The organism is Azovibrio sp. (genome assembly GCF_049658005.1).
GTDB lineage: Bacteria > Pseudomonadota > Gammaproteobacteria > Burkholderiales > Rhodocyclaceae > Azovibrio.
In genome coordinates, this window is the sequence record NZ_JBASOH010000009.1 from 1 (window position 1) to 16,875 (window position 16,875).

A 16,875-nucleotide genomic window follows, 5' to 3' on the forward strand; every position below is an offset into this window, starting at 1 on the left:
TCCGGCGACCCGGCGCAGCACTACCTGGGCTGGTATTTCTTCCGGAATGAAGCCTGGCAATGGCCCTTGGGGCATATCGCCGGCTTTGGCCTGCCCGAGGGCAGTTCCATCGCCCTGACCGACGCCATCCCCCTCCTGGCGCTACTATTCAAGCCGTTCTCGCCCTGGCTGCCGGAAAACTTCCAGTATTTCGGCCTCTGGATGCTGGCCTGCTTCATCCTGAATGGTATTTTCGGCCTGCAACTCCTCGCCCGCCTCACCGCAGACCGCCTCTTGCGCCTTTTCGGAGCCGCCTTCTTCATCCTCAGCCCGCCGCTCCTCTTTCGTGGTCATGGCCACGAATCCCTGATGGCGCAATGGCTGATCCTGGCCGGCCTCAAAACCTGCCTCGACGGCTGGCGCTGGCAATCGTGGGGAGTATGGGGAAGCCTCGCCGCGCTCATCCACCCCTATCTTCTCCTCATGGTGCTTGGCCTGATGTCGGCCTCGGCGCTGCAAGCGGGCTGGGTGCTGCGCAGCCATGCCCGCTTGCAGCTCCTGCGCGAAGGCGGCGCCCTCGTCGCCCTCCTCCTTCTCCTTCTCTGGCAGGCGGGCTATTTGGGCGGCGCGAGCGGCGGCATGGCCGGCTCAGGCTACGGCTACTACTCGATGAATGCCCTCACCTGGTTCGATCCCATCTGGGGCGCCTCCCGCTTTCTCAAGCCGCATGATTTTCACCCCGACTTCCTGCCCTACGGACAATACGAAGGGCTCGCCTACCTCGGCGCCGGCATGCTCATCCTCGCCGCCATGGCCCTGGCGGTCTGCCTCGTCATCCCCGATCTCCCCCTCAAACCCCTGCTGCGCCGGCACTGGCCCCTCCTCGGGGTAACGCTCCTCTTCTGGCTGCTCGCCCTCTCCAACAAGATCATGGTGGGCAAATACCACCTCGTCACCCTTCCCCTGCCTGCAACCCTCCATCAGGCCCTGGCCATATTCCGGGCGAGCGGCCGGCTGGGCTGGCCGCTCTTTTACCTCCTCTATCTTGGCGTGCTCGCCTGCCTCATCCGCTACCTGCCGGCGCCCCGTGCCCGCTGGCTGCTCGCCGCCGCCCTCCTCCTCCAAGTCGCCGACCAGACCCAAAAATACCAGGAACTGCGCGGCCTCATGGAACACCGCCGGCAGTGGACCACCCCGCTCGTCTCGCCCCAGTGGGAGACGCTCGCCGCCGGAGCAAAGCGGCTGATCCTGATCCCGCCGCACCCCCCCATGGAAGACCTCTACATCCCCTTTGCGCACCTTGCCGCCCGGCATCGGCTCGCCACCAATGCCGCCCATCTCGCCCGCGTCTCGGCGCAAGCGGCCGAAGCCCATGGCCAGCAACAGGCCGCCCGCCTCGCCCAAGGAAGGCGCGAACCGGACACCCTCTACGTCTTCCCCAGCGCCGCCGGGCTCTCCATCCTGCCGCCGCAATGGCAGGCCGAGCTCCTCCACCTCGATGGCTACGCCGTCTTGCCGGCCCTGCCGCGCCCCTGACCCGCCATGCTCGGCACCCTGCGTCTTTGCCTTGCCCTGGCGGTTGCCGCAAGCCACCTCGGCTACCGCATCGCCGGCATCAATCCCGGCGTCAGCGCCGTAGTCGGCTTCTACCTCATCTCCGGCTACGTCATGGCCGGCCTCCTTGCCCGCCACTACCCCCGCCCCCGCGATGCCGGCGCCTTCTACCTCGACCGCGCCGCCCGCCTCATGCCGCAATACCTCTTTTACGCCCTGCTCGTCCTCCTCTGGTACCGCCTCACCCCGAGCCTCCCCGACAACCCCAGCCTGGCCTACCACCTCCAGGGCTTTCGTGATCTCCGTGATCCTCATGCCCCGCCCGGCCTGCTCCAATATCTTCAATACCTCGACAACCTCCTCCTCATCCCGCTCAACTACTACATGTGGAACGGGAGCGACCGCTTCACCCTCATCCCCCCCGCCTGGTCCCTCGGCGCCGAAATCCAGTTCTACCTCCTCGCCCCCTTCGTGCTGGGCTGGCCAAGGCGCATCCTCGGCCTTTTCCTCCCCGCCCTCCTCACCCTTGGCCTGGCCCTGCTCGGCCAGATCCAGAGCGACTGGTTCGGCTACCGCCTCCACCCCGGCATCCTCGTCTACTTCTTTCTGGGCGCCCTGCTCCAGCACCTGCACCGCCGCGCCCGGCCCAAAGCCGCCTGGGGGCTCGTCGGCCTCACCCTCCTTGCCGCCCTCCTCGCCACCCTCCTCGCCGCGCGCAGCGGCAGCCTCGTGCAACCCTACAACCGGGAAATCCTCCTGGGCCTTGGCCTCACCCTGCCCCTCCTGCAAGGCCTCGCCCAACGCCCCCGCCACCCCTGGGACGAACTCGCCGGCAACCTCTCCTACGGCGTCTTTCTCAACCACTTCCTCCTCTACTGGGCCCTCTTTCCCGCAGGCGTCCCCCTCACCCAGCTCCCCGCCTTCTTCGCCCTCAGCCTCCTCCTCGCCTGGGCCAGCCAGCGCTACATCGAACGCCCCTGCCTCGCCCTACGCCACCGCCTCCGCGCCCGGCGCGCCCCCTGAACCGCAGCGCCGCCCTCACGCCACCCTCATCCCCCTTCCTGATTGATCGATTTTGCATTACCCTCCCGCGCCAGCCACCGCCTTTTCCTGCCCTTCAAATTCCATACCCAGCCCGCGAGGAGTCCCATGGCAACCGTCAAGCAGGCCACTTCAATCGATTATTCCGGCGACTGGCGGGTCGACAGCCTCTTGTCCGAAACCCTCATCGACTGGAATTACCTTACCCCGGCGCGCGACTGCCTCTACTTCACCTTTGATCTGGGCAGTGAAATCGTCGAAGCAGCCGGCTCATCCCAGCTCAGTCCCTTCACCGGCCCTCAGAAAAATGCCGCTTACCAGATACTGACCCATGCCGCGGAACTCACCGGAATCCGCTTCATTGAAATCACCGATCCTGCGGTAGCAGACCTGCACTTTGGCACGGGCAACCTGCTGGGGGCCGATCTTGCCGGCTTGTGCCGGACCTCCTACGCCTACACCTACACCGCGAACGACATCCTGACCGGATTCAGCGGCGACGCCTTCGTCTTCCTGGATAACCAGGAATTTTCCCGTCAAACCGCCAATCCCACCCCCGGCTCCCCGGGTTATGAATGCCTTCTGCATGAAATCGGCCACGCCCTCGGCCTCGGGCATCCCTTCGAAGGCGCGTATCGCCTTCCGGCGCAATACGACAACACCGCCAACACCGTCATGTCATATACAGATCGAGGCGGCCATTACGACCAGTTCCGTCCCTTCGACCGGCTCGCGCTCGACTGGATTTACGGCCGGGACGGCTTGGGCGGCAGCTATGGCTTCAACTCCTGGAATGGGCCCACCCTCACCCCGCCGGAAGGCTACCTCGAACATCGCTTCACCGCGGCCAACGATGAAATCCTCGATGGCCTCGGGCCGGAATGGCTCAATGGCCTGGGCGGGCGCGACACCCTCATCTGCCCGGGCGAGCTGGCCCGATACCGCATCAGTCACCAAGGCGACGCGTACTACTTTGTTGAAGACCTGCAAGGCTGGGCCGGCAAGGACCTCATCGACGGCATCGAAAAAATTTCCTTTTCCGACTACGACATCAACCTCACGGTCCAATCGGCGGCCAGGAACATGGCCCCGGCGGACTTGATGCTGCTCGAAGAACTCTACCTTGCATTTTTCAACCGCACGCCCGATGCCAGCGGTCTGGAATACTGGATCGGCCGCCAGCAATCGGGCACCAGCCTCGATGCCATCGCCGACAGCTTCTACGCCGCCGGGGTCGAAGCGGGGGACCTCACCGGCTACCATGCCGGCATGACGCCCGCCGACTTCATCAACAAGATCTACCAGAACGTCCTGGGGCGAAGCGAAGGCGCGGACCCGCAAGGGCTGGCCTACTGGAGTGCCGCCCTGGCAGAAGGCAAAGCCAGCCGCGGAGCGCTGGTCAAAGACATTCTCCAGTCCGCCCACACCTTCAAGGCAGACCCGGACTGGGGCTGGGTTGCGGACCTGCTCGACAACAAGGCCCAGCTTGCCAACCTCCTTGCAGTCGAAATGGGGCTTGACTACCCCAGCCCTGAAGAAGCCATCCGCCAGGGCATGGCAATTGCCGCGGCCGTCAGCCCGGACAGCATCGCACCGGCCCTGGCCCTCATCGGCATAGCCCCGGAAACCCTGGCACTCTGACCCCGCTCTGCCCCCCCATGCCGCCGACCGCGCCGCACCTGCGCCGTCGGCCGGCCGGCCGCGAGCCTGCGTCGTGCGACCTGCCTGCGCCCCGCAAACCGGGCTTGGAAAAACAATGCAGTCATGACAAGATGCCATTTTTCAACAGGAGTTTGTCATGCTATCCGATCTCGACATCATCAAGGTTTACTACACCATGTTCGGTCGCGCCCCCGACCTCGAAGGCTTCAACTACTGGAAGCAGGAAGCCGGCAGCCGCAGTTGGGATATGGCCGACCTCGTCAATCGCTTCCTGGAATTGCCCGTGGTACACCAAGCCGGATATGAACCGCAACAGTCCGCCGGCGACTATATCGCCAACCTCTATGCCACCTTGTTTGGCAAGACCCCGGACGATGGGGGTTACTGGGAAGGGCGGCTGGCCCAAGGCCTGTCCCGCGGCGACTTGCTCGATCAGATGGTACAGGCCGCCCAGGGGACCCCGGAAGGCACGTCCGGCAAGGACACCCTCCTGAACAAACTCAGCTTCAGCCAGTATATGGTCGATTTTCAAGCCGCCAACGGCATCAGTCTCGACGCCGGAAATCTCGCGGACTGGACGGCCCGCGTCGGCCCGGAAGATCATTCCGTCGTGCAAGCCGTGGAGAGCCAGAAGACAGAGCTGGAAAACCTGCTGGGACGGCCCATGCAATACCAGTTCGCGCCCACCGTGCAAAACCCGGGCCAGGACCCCTTGTATGACAGCCTGCAGACCCGCATCACGGCGCTGGTCGATAGCCTCGATCAAACATTCTTCCCCGGAGGCACCACCCCGGATGGCGAACAAGCCGCCTTTGCCGGGCTGTTGCCGGCCTTGCAGCAGCAAGGCACGCTCGAATTTTCTGAAAGCATCTGGGCCAGCATGCGCGACGCCGGCGCCGATCTGGACCGGGATGGCCAGGTCGAATTCGGCGGCGAGAGCCTCTATCAAAACTCCCTCACCCTGACCGGGCTGGATTACCTGCTGCAAGCCGCAAGCCGCATGACAGAAGCCGACATCAGCCCTCTCGAAGCGATCTACGAGCAGTTCGGCGACGCCCTCGCCAATCCTGCCGAAATCTACCGCGCCGCCGGGCAGGTCGCGGATTTCTTCAATGAAATCAGCACCCGCTTCGAGCAACAAGTCCCCATCACCCCGGACATCCAAAACAGCATGGCCGAGTCCTACCTGGAGATCATTGGCACGGTAAAGCAGATGATCGACACCCAGGGGGCAAACATCATCATGCTCTAAGCCCGCCTTCTTTCACCGGCTTGCCGGCAAGAAGTTCTCATGACACGGGCCGCCGGTCTCTGCCGCACCTACCAGGCTGAGACCGGCGGCCCCCTGCGGCAGTCACCATCCCATCAGCAAGGAGGCATCATGGCCCAGATCACCGGCACAGCACTACTCGACCAACTCACGGCAGACCTTGGCGTCACCACCCTGTCTACACTTGTCAAGCAGGTTCTTGCCGTGCGCCTGGATCAAATGCAGGCCGCCAATGTTTATTCCGACACCCAGATTGCCGTTGTCCTGGGTGCCACCCCCCTGATACGTCAGGCCACCCCGGAAGGGCAAGTCCCCCTCACCTACCTGACCAGCGCCGTTGCCACCGCCAAACAGGAAATCAGCCAGGACCCAGGAAGCAATCCCCTGTCCGGGCTCGCCGAAGCACAAAGCAACAGCATCCCCGGCTACAGCGCCACCGCCAGCTTCAGCACCCCTTATGTCAACACCCTGGACTCTGGCGCCGCCTGGGCGCAGGCCATCGTCTCCTACAGCTTCAACACCAGCATTCCTGCCGAATACTGGAGCGATCCTGCCCTCACCGATGGCTGGCGCAGCCTCGACAGTAGCGAAAAATACATCGTGCGCAGCATCATGGCCAGCATCGACCCCCTTATCGGCCTCGACTTCCAGGAAGTCCCCGGCAACGGCGACATCCGCTTCAACGTCGTCGACATGGACCCGGATGTCGCCGCTTTTGCCCTATATCCCGGCAACGCCCCCGAAGCCGGCGACGTCTTCCTGGGCTTCAACGACCCCACGACCGCCTATGGCCCCGGCGACTACGGCTACAGCACCATCGTGCACGAACTCGGTCACGCCCTGGGCCTCAAGCACCCCTTTGAAGACGGCGCCACCCTGCCAGCGAGCCTGGACAACACCGCCTTCAGCCTCATGTCCTACACCGACTACAGGACGAGTGAGTTTCATGCGACGTGGAACGCCATGTCCAATCGGGTTTCCTATCTTGTCGAGAGCACCGCCAACGCCACCAACTTCTCCCTCCTTGACGTCCAGACCCTGCACGCCATCTACGGCCCCGAGAGCAGCGCCCACACCGGCAACGACACCTACACCATGGCCGAGGGTGGATACCTCACCCTCTGGGACGCCGGCGGCGTGGACACCCTCGACTTCAGCAATGCCCAAGGCGACTGCCGCATCGAGCTCGAAAGCGGCAACCTCTCCACCGTCAATCAGCAGCCCGTGGAAGACATCATCGCAAAAGTCATGGCCGATCTAGTCTCCCAAGGCGCCTCCGATGCCGGTTTCCGCAACTGGATCAGCCAGGAGGTCACGGCAAACTACAGCGACCTCTACAACGGCGAAAACAGCCTCGGCATTACCCAGGGCGCCATCATCGAAAATGTTTTCACCGGCAGCGGCAGCGACACCCTCTGGGACAACTCCGTCGACAACCTCATCCGCGCCGGCGCGGGAGACGACATCATCTATCTGGGCGCCGGCGGCTTTGATCACATAGACGGAGGCACGGGCTACGACAAGATCATCTTCGGATTCCAGAGCACCGATACCCAACGGCAAACCCAGGCCGATGGCAGCGTGCTACTCGTCGGCAGCCATCTTGCCGTGCAAATGGACGGGATAGAAGCCCTGCAATTCACCGATGGCCTCATCACGCTGGCTTGATCGCCAGAAGGAAGGCAGCACCGCCGGCGCACCGGGCAGAACTCAATCCAGCTCAATCCAGCTCAGTGCAGATAAGCCGGCCGGGTACCGGCACTACCGCCCGGCTCCTCCCGCAACCACGCCGGCCACAGCTCCAGCGGCCATTCCGCCCGCACATACTGGCGCCACACCACCTGCAACCACTGACGCAAATTGGCCGCCGACATTGGCAGCACCGCCTCCAGGCCCTGCGCCTCATCCATGAAAGTCAAGGACAAAGCCGCCGCGGACGACGCCACACTCACCGTCGTCACCAGCCCGACCGCATCGGCCGCATCCGCCGGCACCGGCGGCCCGGCCTGCAAGGCCGCCAGAGCCGCAGACTGAGCCCACTGCTGCTGAAACTCCCACAGTGCCGGCGCAGCCCCCATCGCGCCGGCCGCACCATCAGCCGCCGGTCCCGTCCCTTCCAGCCAGGCAAACAAGGCCGGCAACAAGCGCTCCAGCAAACGGCGCGTCAGCCACAGCACGACCCGCCCCTCCGCGCTGACCCCGGCCAGGCGGAGGCGATCCTCAGCCGCAACAAACTCCGTCGTTACCCGCTCGAGCACCCGGCGCACCTAGCGCACCCCTCCCAGCTTGATCGCCCCATCGTGATTCAGAAAACTCAGATCCAGCTCCTGCGCATCCGGAGTCAACGGCAGCGGTGCCGCCTGTTCCGCCCGCGCAAGCGCCTCCGCCAACTGCGCCAGGCGGCCCAGATGCTGCATCGACAGCAACTGGCAATACATCAAAGGGAAGGCCCCCGCATCGCGCAAAGCCCCCAGCGCCTCCAGCGGCAAAGTCCGCAGCGCCGCCTCATCCACCCGGAACAAACCCTCCAGAGCGGCCTCCTTGCCATCCGGCCCCTGCACCTGCACCGGCCAGGGCTGGATCAAGCCATGCTGCCGCAACAACGCCGACAACGACACCGCCTGCTTGCGGCCCTGCTCCATCTGGCTCAGAAAAACCAGCAACTCCTGGATCACCGCAGCCGGCTTGCCCTCCGCCTCAAAAAACGGCTCCCCGGGCTGATCAGCCTCGGTCAGCAAACCGCTCTCCCGATCAAAACCCAGCAACTGCTGGCCATTTTGATCCTGCAGCAAGCGAAAAGGATAGGCGCGCAAGGCCGCCGGCACATACTCACCCAGCCAACGGCCATCCGGCGCCACGAACAAATTCTGGCCGGACTTCAAGCCCAGCACCGCCACCGGCACAAAAGCCTCCCCCTGCGGCGCAAAAGCCAACGGCAAGCAAGTCACCGCCTTGAACATCTCGGGCAAGGACAAACCCACCAGCACCTCCTGGCGGCCGTGAGCCAAGGTCGCCGGGCGACGCCAGCGCTTGTTGCCGAACTCGGCAAAACTGACCGGAATCAAGTCCGCCATGATCAAACGTCCGACCCGGCCGGCTTGCGGGCCGACTTCTTCTTCCCGGACGCCTCGGCGGGCAGAACCTCTTTCTTATCCTCTTTCTTATCCTCTTTCTTATCCTCCGCCGCCTCCGCCTCCTTCAGCGAATCCCGCAGCAGCGCCACATACACGCTCCGGGCCGTGCGCGCGAACGCCAGCTGCTGCTGTAAACGGGCAATCTCCCCATCCACCGCCTGAATATTCATCAACTGCGTCCGGGAAGCCTCAGACAGATCCGCCAGCACATAATCCACCCCATCGATCTTCACTTGTCTCGAAGAAGCCGCCATGAAACACCTCGCAAAAAGAAAACACACCAAGAAAACACCAAGACAGACCGCCGCCGACCCAGGGAGCCAGGCCGACGCCAAAAAGCGCCTATTCTAACAACAACCCCGCTCCCCGGCGGCGGCGCGACTGTCGCAAGCGCGCAACACCTGCCCGTCCCGGGCCCGGGCCCAGGTCCGCAAAATTGAAGCGCTCGCCCACATGGCGCATAATCGGACCCCGTTTCCGGTCGGGCGGCCGGCCGCTTGCTATAGTCCGGAAATGCAAAAACCGCAATCACAGGCAACACCGGGAGTCACCGCCATGGCCATATTCCTTTGTTCTGCCCGCCGCAAGCTGCGGCTGATGGCTTTGTTCTGTGCGTTTTTCCCCGCCGGGGTCATGGCCGCCGAGCCTCGGGACGAGGCCGGTGTCATTGGCGAAGTCGTCTTCGTGGCAGGCGGTGCCAGCCTGGAGCGCCAAGGCCACAAGCAGGAACTCGCCAAGGGCGCGCAGGTACGCGAAGGCGACCGCCTCAGCACCGCCGCCAATGGCCACCTCCACCTGCGCATGACCGACCACGGCTTCATCGCCGTGCGCCCCGGCTCCAGCCTCGAACTCCGGCAATACCGCTACGACCCCGAAGCCCCCGGCCAGAACCGCATCCTCCTGCATCTCCAGAACGGCACCGCCCGCACCATCTCGGGCAAAGCCGGCGAAAGCAACCGCGAGCATTACCGCTTCACCACCCCGGTTGCCGCCATCGGGCTGCGCGGCACCGACTACATCGTGCAGACGGAAGCAGAATTCACCCGGGTCAGCGTCCTCAAGGGCGGCATCACCCTCAATCCCCTCGGCCCAGGCTGCCAGGCCGACCTGCAAAGCACCTGCGCCACCCCCTACCGGCGCGAGCTGCTGGCCGGAAGCCCCCAGGCCTACCTCGAAATCCGTATAAAGGGCGACACCCCGCAGATCCAGCTGCACGAAAATGGCAAGGCCGCCCCCAGCCTCCAGCCCGTCCCTGGTGAGCCCCAGGCCAGGGCCGAAAAAGAAGTGTTACACGCCCTGCAAACCAAGCCGTCCGAAATCCCGCCCCCTTCATCCCCCTCATCTCCTTCATCTCCTTCATCCACCTTGCCCCCTTCATCCGCCATGCCCCCTGCCGTACCCGAACCCCGCCGCATCGTCTGGGGCCGCTGGCAGCAGGTCGCCACCCCCACCCCCACCCTGGCCAGCCAGCTTGGCCCGGAGCGCGAAATCACCTACAGCAACGAACTCTTTGGCCTTTTGCGCCCCGTCGAACGCCTGGTCCTGCCCCAGGGCAGCCTCGCCATGCGCTATGACGCTGGCGAAGCCTGGCTCAAGACAGCCCAGGGCGCGCTCATTCCCGTCCCCCTTGGCCAGGGCGCCCTCACGCTCGATTTCGACCGCCGCCAGTTCCAGACCCGCCTCCTCGCCGCCACCCCCGGTGCCGACCTGTCCCTCGCCGCCCAGGGCAAGATCACCTTCCAGGGCAACCTGATCAGCGACCCGGCCCACTCCAGCATGCGCGTCACCGGCATCGTCGCCTCCCAGGCCGAAGAAGCCGGCTACCTCTTTGACGCCCACCCCGCCGCCGGCGCCCTCTACGGAGCCACGCGCTGGAAGCGCTGACCCCGGGCCGGCCACCGCGGCCGGCCGCCTGCCGCCTTCCCTCCCATCCTTTGCACCGCCTGACTTTCCTGGCGCTCTGCCTCCTGCTGCTTGTGGCGGCCCCCGCCCGCGCCGCCGAGCCGCCCCCCGCGCCGCCCGAACAACGCTACCAGCAGGCCCTCCGCCTGCTCGAACAAGGCCAGCCCCAAGCCGCCCGCCAGCTCCTGGAAGACATCGTTACCGAACAACCCGGCTTTGCCGGCGCCTGGATCGACCTGGCCCTGGCCACCTACCAAAGTGGCGACCCAGCCGCAGCCCTCGAACACCTCGCCTACCTGCGCCAGCAATTTCCCCTCTCCCTCGCCCTGCTCCAGCAGATCGAATACTGGGAAAGAGCCTGGCAGCAAGCGCCCCTGCCGCTGTCCCCAACCCTATCCCCTCCGCCCTCCCAAGCCTGGCAAGGCAAGCTCAACCTCGACTATGGCTACAGCAACAACGTCAATGGCGGCCTCACCCAGGAGCAGATCACCCTCACCCTGCCCGGCGGCCAGCGCCTTGCCCTGCCGCTTGCCCCCGAACAGCGGCCCCGTGGCGATCGCTTCACCCAGCTTGGCCTCGAAGCCTGGCGGCGCTGGCCCCTGGCCGGCGGCAGCCTCTACCCCCTCGTGCAGTTACAAGCGCGGCAAATGAATCACGAAAAGGACTACAACCAGCTCGACCTGCAAGGCGGCCTCATCTACCAGACCCAGCCCGACCCGGCCGGGCGCGCCTGGCAAGCCAGCCTGCTGCTCCAGCACGCCAGCCTGGGCGGCAACACCCTGGTGCAAAGTAGCCGCCTGCAGCTCCAGCGCCTCTACAACCAGGCCGGCTGGCGCCTGGCCTGGGGCGGCGAACTCGAATACCGCCGCTACCCCGGCCTGCCGCTCGATGGCCGCTACCTCTGGCTCAACCTCGCGCTGGCTTATAAGCCTGGCCCCGCCACCCAGCTCGGCGGGCAAATCCGGCTCGGGCAAGAACGAGCCGAAGCCGACCAGCCCGGCGGCAACAGCCGCGAATACGAACTCACCCTGGAAGCCAGCCACCGCCTGGAAAACGGCGCCAGCCTCGAACTCCAGTGGCAGCGCAGCCATAGCCAGGACCAGGCAGGCTACAGCCCCCTGCTCGAAGACGATGCCCGGCGCAGCCTCTGGCGTCAGCAGTTCAGCCTGGCCCTGCGCCAGCCCCTGGGAACCCGCTGGGAAGCCCGCCTCGCCCTCGAACTGCAAGAACAGCACAGCAACCTCGCCCTGTTCAACCAGCGGGCGCACCAGTTGAGCCTGGGGCTGAGCCGCAATTTCTGAAACCCCTTCCCGCACCCCAAGCCCCGTCAGGCGCGCTCTAGCCTGGCGGTGGCGCCCCTGGCGGAGGTTTCGCATGCCTCCCGCCCTGCCCGACGCGTTTGCGAAAGTGTGATGCTGGTCACACGCATACCCTCCGGTATCGCCGACACTGGCCGCGGCTTAAGGAAAGAGCCGTTCTTGATCAAGAACGGGCTGCAAGGCCCCAGACGGGTCACGGACCAGCGGGTAGCCCCCAGCGGCACCGTGATCAAAAATTTTTTTTAGAGGAGTAAATTTATATGGCAATTACCGTTGAAATGCGGACCCAGGTGTCCCAACTCTATGTCGCCCTCTTTGGCCGCGCCCCCGATGGCGAAGGCCTGGGCTACTGGGTCAAGGAACTTGATTCTGGCAAGTCGATCGCGAACGTGGCCAACGCCATGTACTCTACCACCCCCGCCCAGAGCCTCTATCCCGCCTACCTCACCAACGCGGAAATCATCGATAGCTTCTATACGAACGTCCTGGGCCGCCCGGCCGATACCGATCCCGAAGGCAGGGCCTTCTGGACCAGCAAGCTGAATGACCCCGACGCCACCCCCGGCTCCGTCATCGCCGAGATGATCGACACCGTCGCCAACTACAACGGCAGCGACTATGACGGCCTGACGAGCGCCGACCTCTTCAACAACAAGGTCGAAGTCGCCCAGTGGTATGGCGAAACCATCGGTGATCTCGCCGGCGCCACCACCATCCTGGCAAACGTCACCGAAGATCCCACAAGCATCGAGGCCGCCAAGACGGGTGGGGTTCAGAGTGGGGAGACTTTTACGCTCACTAAAGCTGTGGACGACTACAGCCTGGCAAACAGCAAGGCAACGACTGGCGGCGACACCTATATCGCTGCTACAGATGCCAACGTTGAATCCAACACACTGAACACGGGTGACGTGATTGACGGCAATGATGGTGCTGACAAGCTGGATCTGACCATTGGTGTTGCAACCACTCCCACCTTCACCCTGAAGAACGTCGAAACCATCGAAGTTCGCAACGCAGGTGCAGGCGTCATCGACATGCGCAACACTGACGGCGCCGTCAAGACACTGGTGGAAAAGCAATCGACCACCAACAACACTGTCAACTTCATCGCTGCAGCCGATGTCGCTGTGTCGATCAAGGACGTCACCTCGGCCAGTCTGATTTCCGACTACAACTGGAACACCGGTGCACTGTCCGGTGCTTCCGATGCAGCCAGCCTGACCCTGAACAACGTGGTGGGCACGTCTACTGGTCGTCACACCGTGCAACTGCAAGGTGGCACCGCTACCCAAGGTTTTGAAACCGTCAATGTCAAGACCGAAGGCGCCGCCAGCAACCTGGCCAACCTGGTCGTGACCGGTTCGACAGGTGCTACCAACACCATGACCAAGCTGGTCGTGACGGGTGACAAGGACCTGACCATCGCTAACACCGCCTTCGCTGCCACCGGTGGCGCCATCGACGCCTCCGCCTTCACCGGCAACCTGGTCGTCAGCGCGGTCAACCCCGTGGATGTGGACTTCAAGGGTGGCAAGGGCAACGACACCATCCTGTTTGGCGCCGATCTGCAATCCACCGACAAGGTGGATGGCGGTGACGGCACCGACACCCTGGGTGCCAACAACTTTGCAGCCCTCCAAGCCGCCTTCACCGCTGGCCGCGTGTCCAATGTCGAAGCCATCCGCATCGAGAATGCGATCGCAACGGTTAATGGCACCCTGGACGTCTCCAAGGCAGGCAATGTCAACAGCGTCAGCGTCAATGGCATCGGCGCCAACACCAATGCCATCAACAACCTGCAAGACAACGCCACGCTGACCGTGACGGCTGCAGCTGCTGGCGGCACCCTGAACGCCAACATCAAGGACGCCACCCTGGCGGGCACCGTCAATACCATGACGCTCAACCTGGGCTCCGCGGCTGATGCCGCAACGTTCAATGCTGGCACCATCGGCGCAGCAGGCGTTGAAACCCTGAATGTCGCGTCGCTGGGCACCGTTGCTTCCGGCGCGGGTACCAACCTTGTCACCATCACCGGCAACGCCGATCTGGCCAAGCTGGTCGTGACGGGCTCGGAAGATGTGACCGTCACCTTCGCAGGTGGTGGCGCAGCGCTGAAGGAATTCGACGCCAGCGCCGCCACGGGTGTTCAGAACACCGGCAGCATCGATTTCGCCAGCTCGGGCGCCACCATCAAGGGGGGTAACAAGGCTGACGTGCTGACGGGTGACGCCGGTAACGACACCCTCATCGGTGGTGCAGGCAACGACCAACTCTCCGGTGCGGCCGGCTCTGACGTGCTGACGGGCGATGAAGGGGGCGACACCTTCTTCCTCACCACCAACGGCAACGCCGCCAACGCGACCAACACCATCGTCGACAGCATCACCGACTTTGCACTGGGTAGCGGCAACGACGTGATCGACCTGAGCCAGCTGGCCAACGCCCTGCGTCCGGTTCAAAACGGCAATGTATCCGCCACGACGGTCAAGGCGCTGAACGCTGCGCTGCCCACCGGCGGAGCCGATGGCACGGCCGAGCTGATCATCCTCGACAGCTCCGTGGCCGACATGCGCGCGGCTGACAGCCAGGCCCTGAACAACAAGCTGTTCAACCTCGCGGGCGCTCCGAACCAGGGCCAAGTGCTGGTGGCTTACTCGGCGACCGACGGCGGCAACGTCCGTCTGGCCGTGGCGAACATCACGGGTGGCGACATCACCAATGTGACCGACCTGGCGGTGCTCAACGGCGTGACCACGGCCTCGCTGGCGAGCGGCTTCAATGGGGCGAACCTGCAAGGCTATCAGGCTGTGGGTGGCAATTTCAACATCACGGCCAACACTGCTGTGACAGGTACGGCGGGCAACGACACCTTCACCGCTCTTGATGGCACTGCCTTCAACAACGCCGTGGTGAACGGCAACGGGGGGACTGACCACATCGTCGTGACTAACCAAGTTACAGGAGCCATCACCATTGGTAATGGCACCACGGGGGGCACCCTGAACGGTACTTTCGATACCTTGACCCTGACGGGTGGGTCTAACGCTGCCGTGACCTTGGCCAACACGCTGACGAACCTGAACGTGATTGGCACGGCGGCTTCCCAAGTGGCCCTGGGTACTGGCGCAGGCAACAGCTTCAATGGTGCAAACGGTGTGCAGGATACCGTCAGCTTCGGCGCTGCAACGCAGACCGCTACGCTGGACAGCACCGACAACGTGCTGGCTGCCGTCGCTGGTGCTGCTGTGACCACCAACCATGGTAACAACACCACCATCAACGTCACCGGTCTTACTGGCTTGACCGCGAACTTCACCGATACTTCTGGCGCAGGTGATATTCTGGCTTTGGCTGCCCTGGGTGCTGGCACTGTGACCACTGGGGCGATTAGCGGTTTTGAGACCCTGCAACTGGGTCGTAATACTGCGCTGCAGACTATCACGCTGGGTGCTACTACCGGTTTGACCACGCTGACCCTGGATTCAACTACTGCCAGTGTGACCGTTAATATGTCCGCTGCTCAGTTGGATGCATTGACCACGCTGACTTCTGCTGCTGCTGGTAACACTGTGACCATTGCTACGACTGATGCCGGTGCTGTGACGGTGAACCTGGCAGATACGCAGGGTAATGGTGGTGGTGCTCTGGCTAACGTCGACTCCTTTACGTTCGCATCTGCTAGCAGTGCCAACGTGACGATGGATGAAAACCTGGCTGTCACGGGTACTGCTGGTGCTGACATTCTGACGGTTACGGGTGATATCAATGCAACGATTAACAGCACAAACTTCGAAACCTATGTGGTTTCCGTGGCACAGACTGGTTTGACCGTTGCTAACGATGCAACCACTGTTCAGGCGTCCGCGGGTGGTACGTTCGTGCTGGGTACAGGTGGTGACACCTTCACAGGTACGGGTGCTGTAACGTATATAGTCACTGGCAGCACAGGTGTCGACACGATCACGACCGGAAGCGGTAACGACACCATTAACCTTGGTCAAACCGGTGACTCTGTAACCGGCGGTAGTGGTTCCGACATCTTCGTCGTTAATGATGCTGGCACGACTGCCGATGTCATTCGTGACTTTACGGCGGGTGCTGGTGGTGACGTGATTCGTATCAGTGAAGCACTCACTGCTGTAGCGGGCACTAGCACTCTAGCAGCAGCAGTGGGCACAACTGCAACGGTTGCGGCTTCGCTTGGTGTTGATGGCAATGATATCAATGTTGCTGTCATCACGGATGTTGGTTACGCAAGTGCAGCCACTGCCATCGGCGCACTCAATACCTCTACAGCTATCGCAGAAACAGGTGGTACAGTGTTGGTGTTCTTCAACACCTCAACGAATCGGGCTGAAGTGTACTACGAAGCTGATTTGACGGTTGGTGGTGGTGTCGCGCCTGAGTTGCTGGCAACGCTTGATAACATCACCACTCTAACTGGCGTTGCACAACTCGTTGGTACGAACTTCTCTGTGGTGGCGTAATTTGTAGCAAAAAAATAATAGGGAAATAATAGGGGACAGACCACGGTTTTTCCGCCAAGTCCCCTAGCCCTCAGCCCACCGAGGGTGCCATAACCCAAAACCCTGTCCTTCTCACGAGGGGCAGGGTTTTTTCATGAGCGTCTTGTAAACTCAATACATTAAAGGGGTCAGGGTCATTTAATTCGCCGTGCAGGTCAAAAGGGGTCAGGGTCATTTAGGTCAAAGCAGCGAATTAAAGGGGTCAGGGTCATTTAATTTCGGAAGTCGCCCAGAATCATCAAAAAGGGGTCAGGGTCATTTAATTCGCCTTTTCATTAAAAGGGGTCAGGGTCATTTAATTGGGGAATAATAGGGGAAACATTAAAGGGGTCAGGGTCATTTAATTGTGCTGGTGAAAAAATCCGATAGGCTACTTTTTGCGTCTTTTTGGTTTGCCACGTAATCGGTTTCTGGACTGTTTTTGTTCCCGGCATGCACAGTCAGACCTTTCTTAGGGTGAAGGTGTACCAACATTAAAGGGG

11 protein-coding genes are annotated in these 16,875 nt (G+C 62.9%); 8 read left to right on the plus strand and 3 right to left on the minus strand.

The features are described 5' to 3' along the window. The 5 genes from WBH99_RS00960 to WBH99_RS00980 form a co-directional block, all read left to right on the plus strand. The coding region (locus WBH99_RS00960; protein ID WP_424218228.1) for a DUF6311 domain-containing protein at positions 1–1,515 on the plus strand (1,515 nt) is incomplete at its 5' end. Positions 1,516–1,521: 6 nt separating this feature from the next. Beyond that, on the plus strand, positions 1,522–2,556 hold the full coding sequence (locus tag WBH99_RS00965; RefSeq protein ID WP_424218229.1) for an acyltransferase family protein: 1,035 nt from the start codon (positions 1,522–1,524) through the stop codon (positions 2,554–2,556). Positions 2,557–2,682: 126 nt separating this feature from the next. Beyond that, positions 2,683–4,215, plus strand: coding sequence for a DUF4214 domain-containing protein (locus tag WBH99_RS00970; protein ID WP_424218231.1), 1,533 nt, complete (start codon positions 2,683–2,685; stop codon positions 4,213–4,215). A 157-nt stretch (positions 4,216–4,372) separates the two neighbouring features. Continuing rightward, positions 4,373–5,488 (plus strand): DUF4214 domain-containing protein, encoded by a 1,116-nt coding sequence (locus WBH99_RS00975; RefSeq protein ID WP_424218232.1) that lies wholly within the window; start codon positions 4,373–4,375, stop codon positions 5,486–5,488. 129 nt (positions 5,489–5,617) lie between these two features. Then, positions 5,618–7,174 (plus strand): M10 family metallopeptidase, encoded by a 1,557-nt coding sequence (locus tag WBH99_RS00980; RefSeq protein WP_424218233.1) that lies wholly within the window; start codon positions 5,618–5,620, stop codon positions 7,172–7,174. Positions 7,175–7,236: 62 nt separating this feature from the next. On the opposite strand, the gene WBH99_RS00985 is transcribed toward WBH99_RS00980, so the two are convergent. From WBH99_RS00985 to WBH99_RS00995, 3 genes are read right to left on the minus strand one after another with little or no spacing between them, the layout of a single operon-like run. After that, a complete protein-coding gene (locus WBH99_RS00985) occupies positions 7,237–7,764 on the minus strand; it encodes a hypothetical protein (protein ID WP_424218234.1) in 528 nt (175 codons plus the stop codon). Between the two features lie 9 nt (positions 7,765–7,773). After that, positions 7,774–8,580 carry a SapC family protein gene (locus WBH99_RS00990; RefSeq protein ID WP_424218235.1) on the minus strand — a complete coding sequence of 269 codons (807 nt, stop codon included), beginning with the start codon at positions 8,578–8,580 and terminating at the stop codon, positions 7,774–7,776. Between the two features lie 2 nt (positions 8,581–8,582). After that, complete coding sequence (locus tag WBH99_RS00995) at positions 8,583–8,894, minus strand: hypothetical protein (RefSeq protein ID WP_424218236.1); 312 nt, start codon at positions 8,892–8,894, stop codon at positions 8,583–8,585. 301 nt (positions 8,895–9,195) lie between these two features. Between WBH99_RS00995 and WBH99_RS01000 the strand changes: the two genes are divergently transcribed. The 3 genes from WBH99_RS01000 to WBH99_RS01010 all read left to right on the plus strand — a co-directional run bounded on the left by WBH99_RS01000 (position 9,196) and on the right by WBH99_RS01010 (position 16,354). Further along, entirely contained in the window at positions 9,196–10,524 is a 1,329-nt protein-coding gene (locus tag WBH99_RS01000) for a FecR family protein (RefSeq protein WP_424218237.1), read from the plus strand. Positions 10,525–10,574: 50 nt separating this feature from the next. Further along, positions 10,575–11,843: a tetratricopeptide repeat protein gene (locus WBH99_RS01005; RefSeq protein ID WP_424218238.1), complete on the plus strand. Its 1,269-nt coding sequence runs from the start codon at positions 10,575–10,577 to the stop codon at positions 11,841–11,843. A 278-nt stretch (positions 11,844–12,121) separates the two neighbouring features. Then, positions 12,122–16,354: a DUF4214 domain-containing protein gene (locus WBH99_RS01010; protein WP_424218239.1), complete on the plus strand. Its 4,233-nt coding sequence runs from the start codon at positions 12,122–12,124 to the stop codon at positions 16,352–16,354. Positions 16,355–16,875: the final 521 nt, after the last annotated feature.

What these genes read in the sequence shown, in the direction of transcription:
- WBH99_RS00965 (WP_424218229.1), top strand. Translation starts at nt 1,522, where the DNA reads ATGCTCGGCACCCTGCGTCTTTGCCTTGCCCTGGCGGTTGCCGCAAGC.
- WBH99_RS00970 (WP_424218231.1), top strand. Translation starts at nt 2,683, where the DNA reads ATGGCAACCGTCAAGCAGGCCACTTCAATCGATTATTCCGGCGACTGG.
- WBH99_RS00975 (WP_424218232.1), top strand. Translation starts at nt 4,373, where the DNA reads ATGCTATCCGATCTCGACATCATCAAGGTTTACTACACCATGTTCGGT.
- WBH99_RS00980 (WP_424218233.1), top strand. Translation starts at nt 5,618, where the DNA reads ATGGCCCAGATCACCGGCACAGCACTACTCGACCAACTCACGGCAGAC.
- WBH99_RS00990 (WP_424218235.1), bottom strand. Translation starts at nt 8,580, where the DNA reads ATGGCGGACTTGATTCCGGTCAGTTTTGCCGAGTTCGGCAACAAGCGC.
- WBH99_RS00995 (WP_424218236.1), bottom strand. Translation starts at nt 8,894, where the DNA reads ATGGCGGCTTCTTCGAGACAAGTGAAGATCGATGGGGTGGATTATGTG.
- WBH99_RS01000 (WP_424218237.1), top strand. Translation starts at nt 9,196, where the DNA reads ATGGCCATATTCCTTTGTTCTGCCCGCCGCAAGCTGCGGCTGATGGCT.
- WBH99_RS01010 (WP_424218239.1), top strand. Translation starts at nt 12,122, where the DNA reads ATGGCAATTACCGTTGAAATGCGGACCCAGGTGTCCCAACTCTATGTC.